Origin of the sequence: Seinonella peptonophila, from assembly GCF_900129355.1 — a bacterium.
Taxonomy (GTDB): domain Bacteria; phylum Bacillota; class Bacilli; order Thermoactinomycetales; family Thermoactinomycetaceae; genus Seinonella; species Seinonella peptonophila.
This window is the reverse complement of the sequence record NZ_FQVL01000003.1, coordinates 204,044-221,593: the sequence shown is the minus strand read 5'-3', so window position 1 is coordinate 221,593 and position 17,550 is coordinate 204,044. Positions and strand designations below refer to the sequence as shown.

Sequence of the window (17,550 nt, the reverse complement as noted above, 5' to 3'; positions counted from 1 at the left end):
CTAGATCCCTAATTCTTTGTCTAGTTCCTCATCAGATAAGTTCTTAATTCGCTCTAATTCCGCGTCTTGTTCTTTCATATCGGCACCTTTAGGGTTAAAACCTACTGTCTTACTGCCGTAGCCTTGTGTCTCTGCAGCTGCTGCGATCATTTTGGCTTTTAATTTATTGATCGTATCTTTTCTACTACCGATGATGCTCACCTCTTCATAATGATACTTATTTGGATAAGCATTTATAGTAGGATCATCACTTAGATAGAAAATGCATTTCACTATCTACTTTCTAAGGATGGGAACCAGCTTTTAATTCATGATTTTGAATGGACCAAATGCCAAGAAGTTGTTTTCTAGCATGTGATTCTACTTCTTTGTATGCCATTTCATATTTTTGATTGGGGGGATAAACAGCAACTCTAGCCAGACCTTTTGCTAACAATGCCTTTTGAACAGATTTTCCTTTTAAATAGACATACATAAGCAACCGACCGTTGAGGTCTCTTTTCTGTTGATCCTGTTCTAGTTCAACTATCTTTCCTCGAAGTAACTGATATGTATATTTGCTTGCCTCTTTTCCATATGGTTGGGGTCGTATATGGGGATGAACTGTTTCAGGTGTATCAATTAGAAGCATTCGTACCATTTCGACTCTTCCGTGTAGATTCGCCTCAAATGTATCTCCATCGATGATACGAAGAACACTAGCTTTCATTTTGTGATTGATTGATGTGATAGGGTGTTTGTTTGCAAAAAAATCACTATGATCTAGCGCGAATGAAGTAATTTCATTATTGCGCTGTTGTTTGTCCCGATAGATCGTTACCAAGTTGGATAATAAAATGCTAATGATCAACAAAAGGAAACCATATTTTCTGAAGTAATGAAGTAAAAAGAATCCTCGACTTCTTTTATACTTATTATGCATAGCATTACTCCTAATCAAACTGGTATAACGTACAACCATTCACTCTATAGTGGTTCTTCGAAAACAATATATCACATTTTGATAAAATCCTGTCGTTTATAGAATCAGAAAGTGAGAAAAAGGGGTATTTTTTAACCCCTCTTAAACAAATCTTAATCCTCATCTGGTTCTAAACCGATATCCTGAATTTTATCTTTCATATCATGAATAAAAGAGAGTAACTCTTCTTTTGCTTTGGGATCTGTGACGGCAAGCCGTGCTTTATGCCAGATGAGATGGGTTAGTTCTGAAGTTTCATGATGAATTTCAGCTATCATTTGCTGGTTTTCGACTGGATGTGGGATAGCATGATCTGTATGGTTTTTTTCTTGATATTCTTTTAGATACGCTTTTCCATCTTCAGTGATCGAGTATTGGCTTTTACCAGCTACTTTTTCTGAAAGAACATATCCTTGGTCCTCAAGCAACTGGAGGGTTGGATAAATGGAACCAGCGCTTGGAACATAGAGACCTTTTGTTTTTTCTTCAAATTTCTTAATCAGTTCGTATCCATGCATTGGAGCTTCATTTAGAAATTCAAGTACTGCAAATTTAAATTCCCCACGCTTGAAAAATCGCTTTCCAGGACGATTTGGAGAAAAAGGTGCATGCATCATCATATGACGAGGATCATAATGGCGCAATTGAAAATAGCGTTTCCGTAGGTTATGAATTTGGGAGAAATGATGCGCATCGTCAAAAGAGAAAGGTGGCTGATGGTGAAAAGGATGTTGATGGAACATTGCATTCACTCCTAGATGTAGAGTCGACATATCAATACGATATATCGCTATAAATAATATAAACGATATATCGTTAAATTACAAGTCGTTTATGCTAGAATTGGAGAATAATTTGTTAGACAAATTTTAAAACAGAGTTTTGTTTAAAATTATTAGATATAATAGTAGATACAAAATGATTTTAGGGAGTGATCACGATCGAAGAACGAGTAAAGCCAAATCTACCACCTGCATTACGCCTGTTGGCACATGCTTTGGAACAAAAGAATTTTGCTGCGATTATCGTTTTTGCTGAAGGTGCACTTTTTGCCAGACAAAATCCAATGTATCAAGAGAATAAAAATCTGAATTATGCTATGTCTCATTCTGCTTTATTAGCTGAAAATGAGGATTTGATGCCCTATTTTGATGCAGGATTTCAGATTCAAGACCCACTTTCACAGACCAAAATCAATGAGGAATCAGTCAATACGATAATAGAACAGGATGTTCCTGTGCAAAAGAGCGAGGAAACGAATTATAAGCAAGTAGATGATCAGGCAGGAAAAGAAAATAAATCATATTTAGATCTTACCTTTCGTTTTTTACAGAAGTCGCTTGAGAACAAAGATTTTGATGGTCTGAAGGGATTTTTAAGTGGCTATTATACGGCACAGGAGTATATGTATGGGGACCAAGAAAATACGAGACAGGATCAAAGAGTGTTAATGGATCGATTGATGGCAGGGGATTCTAAAAAAGCGATTGAATATGCTGCGGGGGTTGAACATGGTAGAAGAGTTGCAAATATGAGTCTTTATCATATCGATCAAGTAAATGAAGAAAGTAAAAAACGGGTTAAAGTGAAAACTCTAAAAGAGAGAATGAGTGCTCTGAGTCAAGATCCAGATAGAGCAAAAGAGATTATGATGGCGAATGTGGTCAATAGTAGGGTTCGCTAAACAAGCCAGAAAACATAAAATGGATGAAAAGAATATCGGCCCTGTTCATTTCACCATTTTGTACTTTTCAGTTAACACGGTTTGTGCCATGATAGGAGTATGTTTTTTACAAAGGGGAGTGAAAAAGATGCTCCAATCGTTTTTTGATATCAGCCGCGAGGATCGTTCTCAGTGGGATACATGTCAAATGGTTATGGAGCCAAGTGCAAGAAGGTACCCCCTCATCCAACGTTTGATCGACCATCCTGAGCATCTGTTTATGCGAGTCGATGATCGACGCAGAGGTTATTCAGGACTAACTTTGCTCCACTTGGCAGGATCAGGAGCAGTGGCACAGATGTTACTACATTTAGGGCTTGATCCGAATGCACGCGATTGTGATGGGAATACACCGCTACATTTTGCCGCTCTTCGCGGTAACCATAATCTCGTGCAGTTTTTATTAGCTTCGCAAGCGAACCCATCCGTTCGTAATCATATAGGGGAGTTTCCCTTTCAATGGGCGTTAACGCTTCGTATTGCCCTTCTGCTATGCCAGGAAAAGAAAGCGTTATCAAATATAGAAAACGAGTTATTGGATCAACCGATTCATCTCGTTTTTCAAAAGCAAAAAGCATCTTACGCAGAACAATTCCGATCATTAGGAATTGGCTCTGAAAAACAGATCAAACGTGTGGAGCAATGGTACAACCATTCTCGTGGTTCGATATCTATATAAATGAAAAGCCATCATCCAATTGAATATAGCGGATGATGGCTTTATTTTTTTCCTTCGACCGGTTTTTGGATCAGATATCGACAGTAGTGATCTCCATCTGACATACAAGCTGTTCGTTTTATCTGCTCCACACCTAGTACCCTTTTAAAGAGAGAGAGTTCACAGTTACATGCTTTTTTGTATTTGTTTGCCACCTGAAAGATTGGACAATTATATTCTGTAAATTCAATGGCATGATCATCTATTTGTTGCACTTCGGCCATATAGCCATTTTTATTTTGAATTTTTGACAATTCATTTACTTTATCGATTAATGGTTTGTGCTGTTCGATCTGTTTGTTATATTTCTTATGCAGTCGCTGCTCCCTTTTTTCAAAGAGTTGGTCGACCAGCTCAGTACCAGATATTTTTTCAATATCGCTCAGAAATTCAACAGTCATTGTCCCATAATTGGTAGGAAAGATATTTTCCCCTTTTGCTGTTAGCGAGTAGAGAGTAGCGGGGCGACCCATTGCTTGCTTTTCTTGAAAGGAGTGGATTAATTGATCGCTCTCTAATTTATTTAAATGTTTGCGAACAGCCATATCTGAAATATTTAAGTGTTTTTTTAAGTGATTGACTGAAAGTTTTTTTTGCTTTTTGAGTTGTGATAATATCTCATCTCGAGTTGATGTTGGTTGATTCATTCAAATCACCTACCCTTCTATCATTTTAACGGACAGCATGAGAAAAGTAAAACGACGTTCAATAATGGACTGAATATTTAAAATAAAAATTAATACTTGCTTTTTTAGGGTCAGAGGTGTTTAATAAAAGTGTCAACTTTTTATACTTAAAGGTATAAAAAGTATAAAAAGGAGGAATGAAAATGTCAACCCATCAATTACCGAAATTACCCTTTGCATTTGATGCTTTAGAACCTCATATTGATCAACAAACAATGGAAATTCATTATGGAAGACATCATCAAACTTATGTTGATAAATTAAATGAAGCAATTGCTAGCAATGCACAGCTTCAAGAACAAGCATTGGAAGATTTGTTGGAAAATCTAGATCAAGTTCCCGCCTCTATATACGCAGCAGTAAGAAATAATGCTGGTGGCCATTATAACCATAGCTTCTTTTGGCAAATACTTACGCCTGGTGGTGCTAGCCAACCTGTTGGCGAAGTCGCTAAGGCGATTGAAGATAAGTTTGGGAGCTTTGATAATCTAAAAACAGAATTCACCAATGCTGCAATTGCTCGTTTTGGATCAGGTTGGGCATGGCTTGTAGTAAATGAACAAAATGAATTGGAGATTGTTAGTACACCAAACCAAGATAACCCAATTTCCGAAGGGAAAAAAGCAATTCTAGGTGTCGATGTATGGGAACATGCATATTATCTTCGTTATCAAAATAAACGCCCAGATTATGTAGCCGCCTTCTTTAAGGTTGTCAACTGGGATGTTGTCAATGAAAATTATAAGCAAGCTATTTCTTAATAAGTAAGATCAAGAGGGACATTCTCCCTCTTTTTTTTGTGTGAATAGTACAGAAAAGTCTGCATATTATCTTTATTAGGTTTGACATTTAAAAGAGGGGTGGTTCAATAGTGAATCTAAAAGCCCGTGCGGGCAATGTTGGTTTTTGGGCATCGTTGATAAGTTTTCTATATCTATTACTACTATCATTTAACATCTGTGTAGTCGGTGGGGACTTAGGCTTGCTTATAGAACTAATTGCTCAAGTATTAGTCTTTATGGGAATTATAAATAATCCGACAACGAAAAATCGATATTATAGTGATGATTGATAGAAAAGCCGATCAAATCGCTCTTTGATCGGCTTTTCGTCTTTATTCTTGCCAATTGATTTAGAAAACAATAGGATGGATAGAAGCATCATTTTTATAATGGAGTTGAACGAAATGAGTCAACGTGAAATCGTACAAAAAATAGAGAAGCCTTTTCAAATCTCAATGAATTTACCCGGAAGTAAATCGGTTACGTTAAGAAATTATCTTTTGGCTGCGCTTGCAGATGGAACAAGCTATATATCAGCCCCAGGTTTGTGTGATGATACGGATCGGATGGAAGACTCCCTACAGAGACTAGGAGTTAAGATCGATACAGTTAATGGAGAGAAGATCATTCAAGGGCAGAATGGACACTTTGCCGAGGGAGAAATTGGATTAGAGCTTGGTTTAAGTGCAGCATCAACAAGACTTTTAATCGCTTTAGCAGCTTTGCGCTCAGAGAAAACAAGCCTTGATGGAGAAGCTCCGTTGCGGGCACGCCCTAATAAATACCTACTTGATGCACTTGTAGAGCTAGGCGCTGACGTAAGTTCGACTCAGGATGGCTTTATGCCACTTACTGTACAAGGTTCGTCAGCATTAAAGCAAAAAGTTACCATGCGTGGTGATCGATCTAGTCAATACTTTTCGGCATTGCTGATTATCGCACCGCTATTACCAAATGGTTTGCATCTGTATGTGGATGGTGAGTTAGTCAGTAAACCTTATGTCGATATTACAATTCAGGAAATGGAGAAATTTGGCGTCAAGGTTGAAAATGATCGCTATCAGCATTTCTATGTTGCTCCGCAAAGTTACCGCGGAACAAACCTTACAGTAGAAGGAGACGCTTCTGCTAGCTCTTACTTTAGTGCTTTAGCCACTATACATGGCGGGACAGTAACATTTAAGAATTTAGGAACTTCAACCAAGCAAGGTGATATCCGTTTTCTGGAAGTATGTGAAAAATTAGGAGCAAAGATTACTTATCAGGAAAATCGAGTAACCATCCAAGGTCCGAAAGTTGGAGAATTACCTGCTTTAACTAATGAAATTGATATGGAAAATATGCCTGATGTAGCCCCAACATTAATGGCGATGGCTCCTTTTATTCCAGGTAAAACCAAAATAACAGGACTCTCAACATTGCGTATTAAAGAATGTGATCGCATTGCTGTGCCTGCTGCACAACTGCATAAACTGGGTGTACAGGTAACAGAAGGACCGGATTGGATCGAAATTGATTCATTACCCATTTCTGACTTTCGTCAAGAAGTTGAAATTGAAACATTTGATGATCATCGGATTGCAATGAGCTTTGCAGTTTTAGGGACGAAACTTGATCATTTGCAAATATTAGAGCCTGATTGTGTCAATAAAACATACCCTCATTTTTGGCAAGATTTAAATCGATTATATGGATAGGGTTCAAGCTATTACTATAACCGTATAGCTAGCTAGAATATAAAAGCCCCCTTATGATAAGGGGGTGATGCATTAAAAGTTATGTTTTGTTACAAAGAGCTGGAAGACGATGCCAAATGGATCTCGAATAATAGCATATCCTGGGCTAAAAGTGACTGCTTCAAAAGGTTTTAAGATTGTTACCTCTTCACGTTGGGCAAGTGAGTGATAAAATTGTTCGATTAAAGCATGATCCTTTGATTGGATACATATTGCGAAGTTATTGCCGACTGATAAAGATTGTGACGGATCGATCTCTTCATCAGAAATCATGATCTTATTTTCCCCAATTGTTAGGACAGAGTGTGTTATATATTCATCCTGACCCTCAGGATAGGTAAACTCCGCATCCATAGCTGTCATTTCTTTATAAGTTTTCTTAAATAGAATATTGGCCTGAAAATATTTTTGATAAAATGCGATAGCTTCTTTGCCTTGACCGTTCATTGAAAGAAAAGTGATTGCTTCAAAACTCATTTGATTGCCTCCTCGATCATGATTGATTACACTTTTAAGTATAAAGAGTAAAGGTGCCAAACCATGTCACCTTAGGAGGCGTTTTTGCTGAAAAAATCAGAGCGACTTCATCAAATGCTACGATTTATTAATCAAAAACAACATTTTACACTAAAAGATCTCATGCAAGAGTTTCAGATTTCTAAACGAACAGCGCTGCGTGATGTTGAATCACTAGAAGAGATGGGAGCACCTATTTATGTTGAGTATGGACGGTATGGTGGTTATCGCTTATTAAATGAAGTTCAACTTCCCCCTATCTCTTTTAATAGCCAAGAGGTTTATGCGTTATATTTTGCTATCCAAGCACTTCGAAGCTTCTCAAACTTACCTTTTCAGGCATCTTTTCAATCGATTCATGAGAAATTTATGGATAAGGTATCAGATCGTCAAAAAGAAGATATAGAAAAAATGCAAAATAAAGTCTCATTCCAACATACAGTCCAAATTAGAGATAGTAGATATTTAGATGTTTTATTATTGGCATCAATTGAGAATCAAGTTCTAAGAATCACTTATCAACGCGGAAAACAAGTGAGTAAACGGGATATTCAACCAATCAGAATTCGTTTTAAAAAGGGATTTTGGTATTGTCAGGCATATGATATGACCAAAGAGGCATATCGCGTCTTTCGTTGTGATCGTATTCAGACAGCAGAAAGCACCAACTTGAAACCAACTAAGTTATTAAATGAGGATACCATTCATGATCCACAAGAACTTTGGACTCCATCGCAAAAAGCTGTTTCATTCAAATGCTTAATTACTGATCATGGGATAGAACGAGCTCAACTTGAATCTTTTCCTTCCATAAAGATTAAGCATGAGTTAGGAAAAACATATCTACTCGGTTGGTATGAGCCGCATGAGCTTGACTTTATTGTTTCTTACTTTGCTAGCTTTGGGAAGAGTTTACAAGTAATCGAACCCATCCAGTTGAAAGAGAAATTAAAGAAGTATTATCAGGCTTTAATCGATCATATTGAATGAAGCGAAATTGCACCGCTATGTAACTACGCAATGATCAGATCAAAAATTTGTACGATATTGTTCTACAGTTTTCGAGTTAAATGATTCGCGATCTTTAGTTTAATTTTTTGAATCCCATGAAATTCAACTCAGTGCGTAGCTCCTCCAGTATTTTTAAAGCTCCTATTTGCTCTTTTTCCGTTAATGTTTTTGCCGATTTTTCCACTGACGCTAACGCTTGGTATACATCATCCGTATTCATAGTAGTGGGACTTTCTGAATATGAGCTCGGGTTGACTCCTGCAAATCGTTTTACTTTCGTCCAATAAATGTAGTAGTCACCGATATCATTTTCGTCCATTAGTTTCATGATTTCGTTGCCTGCAGGAGATAATAGCAACTGAGTAAAGACTTCATAACTTTCAAAGTGAGTTTCAAAGATCAATTGTACATTTTCTAACTCTTGTGGAAAGTCTTGACTTACTTCAGAAACACTATGTAATTCGGTTCCAATCACTCCTGGAAATTGATGTAAGACGGGGAAGACATGATTTACATAGAAACGCAAAACCGTTTCTACATTTTTTATATTCCTAAAGATGGAAAATAGTCTAATCATATTTAATCCTCTTTCTGTTTAATAAATATTTATGTAATCACCTTTTTTGGGGTGGTTATTTCTAATAATGTCTAACATGGATTAAATAATAGGCGCCATGGGATTTCCAATTTGGTATGGATTTAGACTCTTATATTATAAATAAATATCGATCATAATTATAACAATTATTTTGCTTAGGAAAAATCCTTTTATTTTGGAACTTATACTTACAAAAAGTAAAAATGATCCGATTTACTAGAATAGGTTGCGACATTGTATAATTTTATTTTAAAATTTAATTATTACAGTTTTAGAATGATTACTTCAAATACTAAAGGATGGATGAAAATGGGTCGATTAGATGGGAAAGTGTCCATCATAACAGGAGGAGCACGAGGAATGGGGGCTGCTCATGTACACAGATTTTTGGAAGAAGGAGCGAAAGTTGTTTTTACAGATATTTTAGAAGAAGAAGGGATAGCATTAGCTGCAACATTAGGAGAGAATGCACGCTTCATCAAACACGATGTTTCGAATGCGAGTGACTGGAAACGTGTTGTAAAAAGTACGGAACAAACCTTTGGGCCAATCAATATCTTAGTAAATAACGCTGGTATAGATGTGCCTGCTGTTGATTTGGAGGAGACACCACTCGAATTGTATCGTAGGGTCATTGACGTGAATCAAAACTCAGTATTTCTCGGAATGCGTGCTGTAGTCAAATCGATGCGTAACGCTGGTGGTGGATCGATTGTCAATATCTCTTCGCTGGCTGGGATCATTGGCGCTTATAAAAAGATTGCTTATACTACTTCAAAATTTGCCGTGAGAGGGATGACCAAAGCAGCAGCTTTAGAGCTTGGTGAATATGGAATTCGTGTGAACTCCGTTCATCCTGGGTTTATTAAAACTTCAATGACTGAAGGTCAAATCAACGAGGAGTTAGAAAATATGTTCCCGCTAAAAAAAGCAGGTGAACCTGAGGAAGTGACAAACTTAGTCCTATTTTTAGCTTCTGATGAATCGAGTTATTCCACAGGAGCAGAATTTGTAATCGATGGGGGATTAGGTGCACAATAATCGAGTTGAAATATAATCATCTCATTGAGATTCCCAATAGAAATAACCAGTTTTACGACACTAAGGGATCAAAAATAGTCAAAACCCCAATTTTCAGCCATAATCAGCATGTTTATTGGGGTTTTTTGCTTGCTAAGATGTGGAATCGCGTTCTGTCAGTCATCGCGGTCGGGCAAAATTCGCCTCCTTCGACCCTCGAAGAGAAAATCCCGCTTCTGCTGCCATTCCGCTAAGTTTCGCCGGAAGTGGCTCTTTGTCGATTACCTCTCCACCCGCTCGTTCGGGTTTTCATCAGTCTAAAAGATTCTTTAGAAGCTTTTAGCTACTATTTTTGCTTTTTCTAGTCCTGTTTTAATAATTTCTTCAGCTTGATCAGGAAATTGATGATGACCTTCTATAATGACTGTTTCTATGTTTTTCACGCCATAAAATCCAAGGTTATTTTTTACATAATTCACGCCCATTTCTAATTTAGCAAATGGTTCTTTGGAATAGCAGCCTCCCCTTGCATTCAGTAAAGCAATTTTTTTATCTGGTATCAGTCCCGTTGCAGCTGCAAAGGGATCATTTTTATCTTTTATCGCTTTTGGTGATTGATATTGAAATGTTTTACCAGCTCGGTTCAAATAATCAAGATACGTGTGTAGCACAGCAGGTATGGTCATATTCCATAAAGGAAAAGCAATCACTACTTTATCTGCCTCCAAAAATTGATCTAGATATTGATCAGCAATCCGAATGGCCTTTAGTTCATCTTCATTAAGTTCGATACCAAATTTGACTTTGGTTAAACCATCCGCCAAATTCGCATCCAAATAAGGTAATTCTTGCTTGAATAGGTCGAGCTCAATAATACGATCATGGGGATGTGTTTCCTGATAACTTTCCAAAAATGAATGGTATAGTTTTAGACTAATTGATTCTTTAACTGACCGATTATTCGCTTTGATAAATAATACTGTAGACATGGTAAAACCTCCTAAAATATACAAATAACAATTTGATTTATTTCATTAGCGTAGGATAATGATCACGTTGTTATTGTATTTTGAGAAGGATATAAATGAAAGTAGGCAATGTTTTTATATATTATTTCATTAAATAAACCTACTTACTTTTTATAAGTACATGGGTAAATCTGATCCAGGGGATACTGGGCGGAGTTTGTTTTATAGATGCGCATTACTCAGATAAATGAAGGTTAAGTAGCATTTTCCACTCTGCTATCAAATATTGACCTTAACATTTCTTTTTCTAAATTAAAAATTTTCAAGTTAAAAATATGTAAATGACGAAAATTAAATTGTATAAGTTTAAAAGACGGTATGTGCACTGTTTGTGTCGAAAAGACTGTTTATATCAAAAATGAGATTAAAATACTTGAAATAAATGAATAGAAATAGGAGAGAGAAATGAAAAAGATTAGTGTACTACTTTTATTAATTCTATGTACAAGTTGTTCTTTTTTTGGCAACTATGATTCAGGTAATGGTTGGTTGGAATATGGAGGGAAAAAGTATTATGCTGCGGGAGTGTCTGTCGATTCAAAGCATCTAGGAAGAAAATTGGGTCGGATTGATGTTAATACAGTGGAAATTAAAATTATGGAGATCGAAGGATATAATCTAAAGCAATGGGTGGCAGTTCAAGATGGGGATCTGTCTATTGCAAGGGTATATTGGACCATTTCAATTAAAATAGACACAGGTGATCACAATATGACAGAAAAAGAATTTCAGCCTTATAAAATGGAAATCAGAGATGGTTATGCTTATGATGGAGGCCAAATTCTAAAAAAAATTGAAGATCAAAAAATAATATCTACAATATTCAATTTAAAAAACAGTAAATGGATTTCATTACATCTAAATGAATCGGGTCACCAAATAAATTATAGATCATATACACTGCGTTACTATTCTAAAAAGCATCCTATTTTCTATCGTTTTATACCATATGTGAAAATGAACAACAAAGAGTATGTTCGTTTTTCTTCGATGGATCGTTTTTATGAATTGCCGAAATCAAGCTCATTGTTGCCTCAATAAGTCTAGAGATAAAATGTAGATAAATATAGAAGTGGATCGAAGAATAGATCGAATTATTTATTTGCTTTTCCTAATAAGCGAAGGATTAGGATTTAATTAATAGTGTTTCAATGATTGTTTGTTAGTTTACGTGTTTCCAAATCTAATAATCAGGAGGAATTAGCCTTTTGGAGGGAGCGTCCATACTGGAGACTAGGATTTGCTAATGAGGCAGCCGGTAGTCGGTTTTGGTTTCGAATTGCTAGGATTAAATCGTATATGTGCAAAGGAAATAACCAAAAAACCAGCATTCTACAGGGTTATGAGTAAAGTCGGAATGAAGTATAAGGAGGAGAAAAACATGAGCGAAAACATAAATCCTTGGTCAGATGATAAACCTCTAGATCCAGCGGAAGAAGATAGGCTAACTAAACTCGAATTTTTGAAAGCTTTACAAAGTGCAACTGACCCAAGACTAACAGAACGTGAAAGAGAGGCTGCAAGAAAGGCAGCAAAATGGGGAGCAAATATCATTATGAACAGATCACTAGATAGGAGCAAATAGCTACTAAGCAGAGGATCAATAGCCATAAGTCAACTTCTATTGTTTGGGTGAATTGCACTTCGGGGTTCAATTTAATCGCGATTTCGTAAATGTGATGCTATTTTCTTGTCGCATTTCTTTTAGAAAACCTATTCTTTAATCCACTTTTCAATAAATGGGTTCATAATCATGCTTTTTTTCTAGTTACTGGAATATCAGCAAATAAGTTATTTTACAAAAATTTAAAATAGAAAATAAATTAAATGTGGATAAATGTGCTAATTAGACAAAAAAAGAGCCTATTTTCTTATGATTTGGGGGATTAGGACAGATAGTTTCGAGCAAAAGACTCAGCATTGACGCTTTAAAAAAGGATTCTCGGACAAGCATTGAAACTGCTTTTAGAGAAAATTAGTTTCAGTTTTTGGGGAAATCCCTCAGTTTATTATGAGAAAGGAAAAGGTGAAAATGAATTTAGAAATGATAATTCGAATGGTTGACCGTGATCATTATGTTCTAACAGAGGATGGTAATCCACTAACGCAGAGTACGGCGACGCGTGCCATTTTAAAGTCACTTCAGTTATTAGAGGTAAAACCTGGAGATCGTGTTTTAGAAATCGGAACAGGCTCAGGATATAGTACTGCGCTGATTGCACAATTAGTGGGCGAAAAAGGACATGTAGTATCTCTTGATATCGATCCGATAATTACTGAAAGGGCACAGCAACGACTGATGGAGGATAACATAGAAAACGCTACACTTATCACGCGGGATGGGCGGGAAGGACACACAGAAACTGCCCCATTTGATCGAATCATTGCTTGGGCAACGGCGGATCATTTGCCCAAGCAATGGATTGATCAGTTGAAGAACAGTGGGATTATAGTTGCCCCTTTTATGCTTGTTCCATTAGCACAATCAATGGCAATTGCTCGTTTGAGAAAGTACGACAAAAAGATAGTAGGTGAGCAGTTAATCCAAGGAGCTTATATTTGCATGAACGAAACACCTGATTACGCTTCGCTTGGTCCTGAATTACGAGCAGATGTTGTTTTACATGAAAAACAGAAAGTGGGTGCTTGGGCTAGTAGCCAATGGATGAAACAGGTTCCCTTGGATCAACGGAGACAGTGGATGATGCAACTTCAGAATAGTGCTATCCTCAAATGTCCACTGAAGGGGGGTGAGAATTACGATGCTTTTCGTGCCTTTCTCCTCGTAAAACAACCAACCGAATTAACAACGATTTATTTTGCTCCAATGGGGATGATTGGTGTTAGTACATCAACTAGCTACGCCTTACTTTCTGAAGAACGAACATGCTTACAAAATGGTACTCTTACTTTAAATGATTATTTGGAGGAATGGCGTTCGATAGGGCATCCAGGAATGGATAATTTGAAACCAATTGTCAGACAAATCAATTCCGTTTCGGTAGTTCAAGCAGCTTTTAAGATTGATTGAGGTAAAAAAAGCACTAGAAAGAGGAATTACTCATGCCAAAACCAACGAAAAAAACGACCAAAAAAGTTTATCAATCTCCTAAGTTATTTGTATTAGGGTCTTTTGTTAAAAGCACTTTAGGTAGTAAATTTGAAGATACTGCTGATCTAAAGCAATACTACAATTAAATATAGGTGTGTCGCTATTAGCGACATACCTTTTCCATCTAATCTGAGGTGAGGTTCAGTGAAGTATTTTTGTGGAATTTACCAAAAACGGAATCCAGAACAATTTTTTCCTGTTCCTACGAATAGTAAGAAACTAGATTTAGGAGAAAGACATTTATTTTATTTGTGTGGGAAATGGCGATTAGGCGAGATACGAAGATTTAAAGCGAATGGAGCTGAATTGCTGATTGTTGGTGATTGCTTTTTAGACGATAAAGACATTGAAAAATGGTTGAGACAAGCAATAAAGAATCAAAGATATGCAACGCTTACAGAAATTCCTGGAGATTATAATTTAATCATTTTTGACCAAGGTTGTCTTTTCTTGTTTACCGATATGGCATCCTTACGTCCGCTCTTTTTTGTAGAGACTGAGAATTATCATATATATAGTTCCAATCAATTACCTCTTATGCAGCTATTCCAACAATCAATCTGTTCTAAGGATACTGATCCATCTTCACTACTTACACTTTTTGATCTCCCTAATCACAAGGGTAATTATTTCGAAGCCAAATGTGGATACAAGATACCCAAGTTAAAGGACTTTAATTTTAATAATTATATCTCCTCTATCCGTGTCGAAACATTTGCGAAATAAAAGTGGATGACATCAAATATATCTATAACGCTCGTGCCAATGAATTTTGTTCTTCCTCTATCTATTCAACTAATCTCAGATGATAGAGATTGGTTGAATAGATAGAAATCAAATGAAAAACTCATTCTCTCTACTATTTATAAAAAAAGAGAGTTGGACGGATGATCCAACTCTCTTTTTTTATATGCTTTGGGTTTCAATTGCATCTTATATATGAATTATTTTCAATTTTTTGCGAACCTTTGCTGCATCCTCAGATCTTATTATCCAGTCTTGTAGATAAGTATATTATGAAAATAAATTCAATTACTGAATATTAAATGAATCTACGAAATGAGGGGTATCAATTATAACATGTGGGACGAATACATGATATGCCCACATATGCACCCAAGGGTTTCCGGTTCGATCCGTAAGGACTGACTTTACAACACCAGGCATGAAATATTGCATGAATAAAGCGCTTAGTGATGCTAAAAAGGCCCCGGAACTACTAAAGACCATCCAACTATCAAAGAAATGTAACGCTGTATAGGTGAGCCCTCCGAGTATGATTGGGGTAACGGCGCTATTTGTGACCGCCTTAAATCGTGGGTATAAAATGGCGAATAAAAAAACTGCGGTAGGGATCGCGGTTCCGAATAAGTTAAAGATAAAGGCCATAAAACCTCCGAAAATGATTTGTCTTGGCGACAGATTGAGTAATGCGTCGGATAGACCTTCTAATTGTACAATGGATTCTATGATTAAAATAATGATGATCACAGTCATATCGCGAAGTATATTTTTGTTCGATATGATATTCAATTGCGAGAGTGTATAACCTTTTTTTGAAATAAAATATACGAGAGGCAGAACAACATACATGATGAAGTTATAACATGACCAAACGAGCATTTCAGATAGCATAATTTTCCCATGATTCCCATAAATACTTCCCGCTAAATGGAAACTGATTGCATGAAAATCGAATAATTTGCCTATTCCAAGTCCTAATAACTGGGCAAACACCATATAGCCCAATAATAGGAAAATCTCTTTTTTTGATGATACTCTATCAGGCGAATTCAGCTGTTTGTTTCGATAACTACGTGTAATTATTACAATTATACCAATGAGGATTAGCCCCCAAAGGGCAGCCGCCTGTAGATCCCAAAATCGATCAGTAGCCGAAGCGTCTTTGACAAGAGGTTGATGTGCGACAAAAGGCGCCCCGAATTGATTTAATAAGATGTAGCTAACCGCAGATATGACTATATAACCAAAAACCGCATACAAGTAATGTTTACTTTTGCTGTTTAGCATGTTTCACTCTCCTTTTCAGCTTAATTTGTAACTTATCTATCGTTTTCATAAATTGCTCTCGTTCTGGCAAGGGGATTCTTGCTATGCAAACATGTCTTCCAATTTTGGATTTACAAGGGTCAATGCTTCTACTCCTTTCGGTCTAATTGTGATTCGTTTCTCTCGTACACTCTCGCTACTAACTTTTATAACAAGATGGTCAGTAGATTCAAGTTTACGTCTTAAATGACTGATCGTAGGCAGTTACGCTCAACCACCTGGCTCCACCGGTAATCGTGACAATTTGAACTTCACCTACTGCAACCAAATACTTGTAGTATTGTTGTAATGAGGAGTAAAGGATATTTTTCTAGATTAAACATGAATTTTTACATAGAACCAGCAATTGAGAGATTAAGGGCAACCAGGCCATATAATGGGAAAAATAAGCCCGCATGTCAATTCGATACGACAGTGGGCTGTTTGTGTTCCTTTGAATATCTGTTTTTGATTGTTTCCATAAATGAATTTGTTTTATATTCGCTTATTTTGATAATGCCTCGTGATGTGCACTAATTATTTATTGGTAGGTGTTAAATCTCTTGCTGACGCTTTGCGCTGGTTGTTCCGGTTGTGTGCAACACCGATGTGAGCGCAATCTTACTCCTGTGGAGGCATAGTGTTCATATAGGCAATTTCCCACAGATGCCCGTTAAGATCCTCGAAACTTCTGACGTACATGAAGCCATGGTCCTTAGGTTCTTTGGACTGCTTGCCACCGGCGGCCAACGCCTTGTCTGCCAGTTCGTCCACATGCTCCCGACTGTCTGCAGAGAGTGCGATTATCCCTCCAGCAGTACTGGTGACATCTGCAATCGGCTTGTTGATGAACTCCTGAAAATACGACTCTACGAGCAACTGAACGAATGTATTGTCGTTGATAATCAAGCAGGCTGCTTTATCGTCGGAGAATTGGGGATTGAACTCGAAGCCGATGTTGCTGAAAAATTCCCTCGTCTTATTCAAATCTTTCACAGGCAAGTTTACGTACATATAGTTCGATTTGTAAACCATCGTTAGTCACCTCATCATAAATTTTGATTGCAGCCGAACGAGTCTCAACTGCATAGTCCAAATATACCAAATGGGGAATATTCTTGTCAAGGTATATTGAGTATTCCTCTTAATATATTTAGCTTGAATGGGCATGTTCCATATCCCAGATTTATAAAAATAGACTGCTTTCACTGGGAGATGTGGTTTCTTCTAGTTCATATCAAATAGGATTTATAGACTGATGAACAGCAGCTCAATTGGCTGACGGAATATTTTTCAATAGGTTGCACTGTGGTTTCCAAGCATTTGACGATTTTAAAGAATGACTAGCCTTGTGACCTCTTGTAAAGTGGATCGAGAAACACGCAACCATCTGAACGCTTTCGCCATGTCATTTATGACTTGGAATAATAGAATCAAAGCTCTTGGAGATGCTTTGAGAACAACCTCCTTATCTAAACAGACTATTGACACTACATTTCAGATGGCATCTATGAGGCAAAAGTTCCTTTTAAGAAGAGGGGAGAATATTCTTGATTTGTGATGTAGAAAAAGATGGAGACCATTAAACAAAGTCAATCAATGATTCAAGT

General features: G+C 36.8%; 21 protein-coding genes. 12 read left to right on the top strand and 9 right to left on the bottom strand.

Features of this window, described 5'->3' with window-relative positions; all coding sequences use genetic code 11:
* From BUB71_RS07895 to BUB71_RS07885, 3 genes are all read right to left on the bottom strand, one after another.
* Window positions 1-273, bottom strand: coding sequence for a hypothetical protein (locus tag BUB71_RS07895; protein WP_073154299.1), 273 nt, complete (start codon window positions 271-273; stop codon window positions 1-3).
* 10 nt (window positions 274-283) lie between these two features.
* Entirely contained in the window at window positions 284-922 is a 639-nt protein-coding gene (locus tag BUB71_RS07890) for a thermonuclease family protein (RefSeq protein WP_073154298.1), read from the bottom strand.
* Window positions 923-1,074: 152 nt separating this feature from the next.
* Window positions 1,075-1,704 carry a PadR family transcriptional regulator gene (locus BUB71_RS07885; RefSeq protein WP_073154297.1) on the bottom strand — a complete coding sequence of 210 codons (630 nt, stop codon included), beginning with the start codon at window positions 1,702-1,704 and terminating at the stop codon, window positions 1,075-1,077.
* A gap of 188 nt (window positions 1,705-1,892) precedes the next feature.
* Here BUB71_RS07885 and BUB71_RS07880 point away from each other — a divergent pair, with 188 nt between their 5' ends.
* The gene (locus BUB71_RS07880; RefSeq protein ID WP_073154296.1) at window positions 1,893-2,645 is read left to right on the top strand and encodes a hypothetical protein; all 753 of its coding nucleotides are present in this window, start codon (window positions 1,893-1,895) and stop codon (window positions 2,643-2,645) included.
* A gap of 127 nt (window positions 2,646-2,772) precedes the next feature.
* Window positions 2,773-3,363, top strand: a complete 591-nt coding sequence (locus BUB71_RS07875; RefSeq protein WP_073154295.1) for an ankyrin repeat domain-containing protein — start codon at window positions 2,773-2,775, stop codon at window positions 3,361-3,363.
* Between the two features lie 41 nt (window positions 3,364-3,404).
* Here the strand turns inward: BUB71_RS07875 and BUB71_RS07870 are convergent, their stop codons facing one another.
* Complete coding sequence (locus BUB71_RS07870; RefSeq protein WP_073154294.1) at window positions 3,405-4,049, bottom strand: helix-turn-helix transcriptional regulator; 645 nt, start codon at window positions 4,047-4,049, stop codon at window positions 3,405-3,407.
* 182 nt (window positions 4,050-4,231) lie between these two features.
* Between BUB71_RS07870 and BUB71_RS07865 the strand changes: the two genes are divergently transcribed.
* From BUB71_RS07865 to aroA, 3 genes are all read left to right on the top strand, one after another.
* Window positions 4,232-4,849: a superoxide dismutase gene (locus BUB71_RS07865; protein ID WP_073154293.1), complete on the top strand. Its 618-nt coding sequence runs from the start codon at window positions 4,232-4,234 to the stop codon at window positions 4,847-4,849.
* 110 nt (window positions 4,850-4,959) lie between these two features.
* Window positions 4,960-5,160 (top strand): phage holin, encoded by a 201-nt coding sequence (locus BUB71_RS07860; RefSeq protein ID WP_073154292.1) that lies wholly within the window; start codon window positions 4,960-4,962, stop codon window positions 5,158-5,160.
* A gap of 114 nt (window positions 5,161-5,274) precedes the next feature.
* The gene (aroA, locus tag BUB71_RS07855; RefSeq protein ID WP_073154291.1) at window positions 5,275-6,567 is read left to right on the top strand and encodes a 3-phosphoshikimate 1-carboxyvinyltransferase; all 1,293 of its coding nucleotides are present in this window, start codon (window positions 5,275-5,277) and stop codon (window positions 6,565-6,567) included.
* Between the two features lie 72 nt (window positions 6,568-6,639).
* Here aroA and BUB71_RS07850 read toward each other — a convergent pair whose 3' ends face one another.
* A complete protein-coding gene (locus tag BUB71_RS07850; RefSeq protein ID WP_073154290.1) occupies window positions 6,640-7,083 on the bottom strand; it encodes a VOC family protein in 444 nt (147 codons plus the stop codon).
* Window positions 7,084-7,170: 87 nt separating this feature from the next.
* Here BUB71_RS07850 and BUB71_RS07845 point away from each other — a divergent pair, with 87 nt between their 5' ends.
* A complete protein-coding gene (locus BUB71_RS07845) occupies window positions 7,171-8,112 on the top strand; it encodes a WYL domain-containing protein (protein WP_073154398.1) in 942 nt (313 codons plus the stop codon).
* 94 nt (window positions 8,113-8,206) lie between these two features.
* Here the strand turns inward: BUB71_RS07845 and BUB71_RS07840 are convergent, their stop codons facing one another.
* Window positions 8,207-8,710 (bottom strand): hypothetical protein, encoded by a 504-nt coding sequence (locus BUB71_RS07840; protein WP_073154289.1) that lies wholly within the window; start codon window positions 8,708-8,710, stop codon window positions 8,207-8,209.
* A gap of 330 nt (window positions 8,711-9,040) precedes the next feature.
* Between BUB71_RS07840 and BUB71_RS07835 the strand changes: the two genes are divergently transcribed.
* On the top strand, window positions 9,041-9,772 hold the full coding sequence (locus BUB71_RS07835) for a glucose 1-dehydrogenase (protein ID WP_073154288.1): 732 nt from the start codon (window positions 9,041-9,043) through the stop codon (window positions 9,770-9,772).
* 308 nt (window positions 9,773-10,080) lie between these two features.
* Here BUB71_RS07835 and BUB71_RS07830 read toward each other — a convergent pair whose 3' ends face one another.
* Window positions 10,081-10,740, bottom strand: coding sequence for an FMN-dependent NADH-azoreductase (locus BUB71_RS07830; protein WP_073154287.1), 660 nt, complete (start codon window positions 10,738-10,740; stop codon window positions 10,081-10,083).
* Window positions 10,741-11,184: 444 nt separating this feature from the next.
* Here BUB71_RS07830 and BUB71_RS07825 point away from each other — a divergent pair, with 444 nt between their 5' ends.
* The 5 genes from BUB71_RS07825 to BUB71_RS07810 all read left to right on the top strand — a co-directional run bounded on the left by BUB71_RS07825 (window position 11,185) and on the right by BUB71_RS07810 (window position 14,617).
* Window positions 11,185-11,820, top strand: coding sequence for a hypothetical protein (locus BUB71_RS07825; protein WP_073154286.1), 636 nt, complete (start codon window positions 11,185-11,187; stop codon window positions 11,818-11,820).
* Window positions 11,821-12,025: 205 nt separating this feature from the next.
* Window positions 12,026-12,364 (top strand): hypothetical protein, encoded by a 339-nt coding sequence (locus tag BUB71_RS07820; protein WP_139279026.1) that lies wholly within the window; start codon window positions 12,026-12,028, stop codon window positions 12,362-12,364.
* Between the two features lie 447 nt (window positions 12,365-12,811).
* The gene (locus BUB71_RS07815) at window positions 12,812-13,810 is read left to right on the top strand and encodes a protein-L-isoaspartate O-methyltransferase family protein (RefSeq protein WP_073154284.1); all 999 of its coding nucleotides are present in this window, start codon (window positions 12,812-12,814) and stop codon (window positions 13,808-13,810) included.
* A 32-nt stretch (window positions 13,811-13,842) separates the two neighbouring features.
* The gene (locus tag BUB71_RS19055) at window positions 13,843-13,977 is read left to right on the top strand and encodes a lasso RiPP family leader peptide-containing protein (RefSeq protein WP_139279025.1); all 135 of its coding nucleotides are present in this window, start codon (window positions 13,843-13,845) and stop codon (window positions 13,975-13,977) included.
* Between the two features lie 58 nt (window positions 13,978-14,035).
* Complete coding sequence (locus BUB71_RS07810; RefSeq protein WP_073154283.1) at window positions 14,036-14,617, top strand: hypothetical protein; 582 nt, start codon at window positions 14,036-14,038, stop codon at window positions 14,615-14,617.
* 306 nt (window positions 14,618-14,923) lie between these two features.
* Here BUB71_RS07810 and BUB71_RS07805 read toward each other — a convergent pair whose 3' ends face one another.
* Together BUB71_RS07805 and BUB71_RS07800 are read right to left on the bottom strand one after the other, a co-directional pair.
* A complete protein-coding gene (locus tag BUB71_RS07805; protein WP_073154282.1) occupies window positions 14,924-15,922 on the bottom strand; it encodes a hypothetical protein in 999 nt (332 codons plus the stop codon).
* A 639-nt stretch (window positions 15,923-16,561) separates the two neighbouring features.
* A complete protein-coding gene (locus tag BUB71_RS07800; protein WP_073154281.1) occupies window positions 16,562-16,975 on the bottom strand; it encodes a VOC family protein in 414 nt (137 codons plus the stop codon).
* Window positions 16,976-17,550 lie beyond the last annotated feature (575 nt).

Coding starts and splice junctions, on each gene's coding strand:
- BUB71_RS07830 (WP_073154287.1), bottom strand. CDS start 10,740: ATGTCTACAGTATTATTTATCAAAGCGAATAATCGGTCAGTTAAAGAA.
- BUB71_RS07825 (WP_073154286.1), top strand. CDS start 11,185: ATGAAAAAGATTAGTGTACTACTTTTATTAATTCTATGTACAAGTTGT.
- BUB71_RS07870 (WP_073154294.1), bottom strand. CDS start 4,049: ATGAATCAACCAACATCAACTCGAGATGAGATATTATCACAACTCAAA.
- BUB71_RS07865 (WP_073154293.1), top strand. CDS start 4,232: ATGTCAACCCATCAATTACCGAAATTACCCTTTGCATTTGATGCTTTA.
- BUB71_RS07800 (WP_073154281.1), bottom strand. CDS start 16,975: ATGGTTTACAAATCGAACTATATGTACGTAAACTTGCCTGTGAAAGAT.
- BUB71_RS19055 (WP_139279025.1), top strand. CDS start 13,843: ATGCCAAAACCAACGAAAAAAACGACCAAAAAAGTTTATCAATCTCCT.
- BUB71_RS07840 (WP_073154289.1), bottom strand. CDS start 8,710: ATGATTAGACTATTTTCCATCTTTAGGAATATAAAAAATGTAGAAACG.
- BUB71_RS07820 (WP_139279026.1), top strand. CDS start 12,026: ATGAGGCAGCCGGTAGTCGGTTTTGGTTTCGAATTGCTAGGATTAAAT.
- BUB71_RS07875 (WP_073154295.1), top strand. CDS start 2,773: ATGCTCCAATCGTTTTTTGATATCAGCCGCGAGGATCGTTCTCAGTGG.
- BUB71_RS07885 (WP_073154297.1), bottom strand. CDS start 1,704: ATGTTCCATCAACATCCTTTTCACCATCAGCCACCTTTCTCTTTTGAC.
- BUB71_RS07850 (WP_073154290.1), bottom strand. CDS start 7,083: ATGAGTTTTGAAGCAATCACTTTTCTTTCAATGAACGGTCAAGGCAAA.
- BUB71_RS07805 (WP_073154282.1), bottom strand. CDS start 15,922: ATGCTAAACAGCAAAAGTAAACATTACTTGTATGCGGTTTTTGGTTAT.
- BUB71_RS07890 (WP_073154298.1), bottom strand. CDS start 922: ATGCATAATAAGTATAAAAGAAGTCGAGGATTCTTTTTACTTCATTAC.
- BUB71_RS07835 (WP_073154288.1), top strand. CDS start 9,041: ATGGGTCGATTAGATGGGAAAGTGTCCATCATAACAGGAGGAGCACGA.
- BUB71_RS07815 (WP_073154284.1), top strand. CDS start 12,812: ATGAATTTAGAAATGATAATTCGAATGGTTGACCGTGATCATTATGTT.
- aroA (WP_073154291.1), top strand. CDS start 5,275: ATGAGTCAACGTGAAATCGTACAAAAAATAGAGAAGCCTTTTCAAATC.